The organism is Achromobacter sp. ACM05 (genome assembly GCF_019218915.1).
In the GTDB taxonomy this organism is placed as follows: Bacteria; Pseudomonadota; Gammaproteobacteria; order Burkholderiales; family Burkholderiaceae_B; genus Achromobacter; species Achromobacter animicus.
On record NZ_JAHUWQ010000020.1, the window covers coordinates 1 to 289 of the forward strand.

The window sequence follows — 289 nt, forward strand, 5'->3', positions numbered from 1 at the left end:
TGGTGGGTCTGGTTGGATTCGAACCAACGACCCCCGCCTTATCAAGACGGTGCTCTAACCGACTGAGCTACAGACCCAAAACCTTCTCGGATCAGTAGTCAGGAAGCTGAAGACCCAGGGAAGATTCCCTCGACCCAAGCCTACAACTGATCCCAGCTATATCAAACAACCGATAAGAGTGGACGCTTAACACGAGCACATAAGCTCTGAAAGGAGGTGATCCAGCCGCACCTTCCGATACGGCTACCTTGTTACGACTTCACCCCAGTCATGAATCCTACCGTGGTAA

At 51.9% G+C, this 289-nt stretch carries 1 tRNA gene and 1 rRNA gene; both read right to left on the reverse strand.

Annotated elements, in window-relative coordinates:
- A tRNA-Ile gene (locus KW836_RS27690) sits at window positions 1-77 on the reverse strand.
- A gap of 132 nt (window positions 78-209) precedes the next feature.
- Window positions 210-289: ribosomal RNA gene (locus KW836_RS27695) — 16S ribosomal RNA — on the reverse strand; the annotation flags it as partial.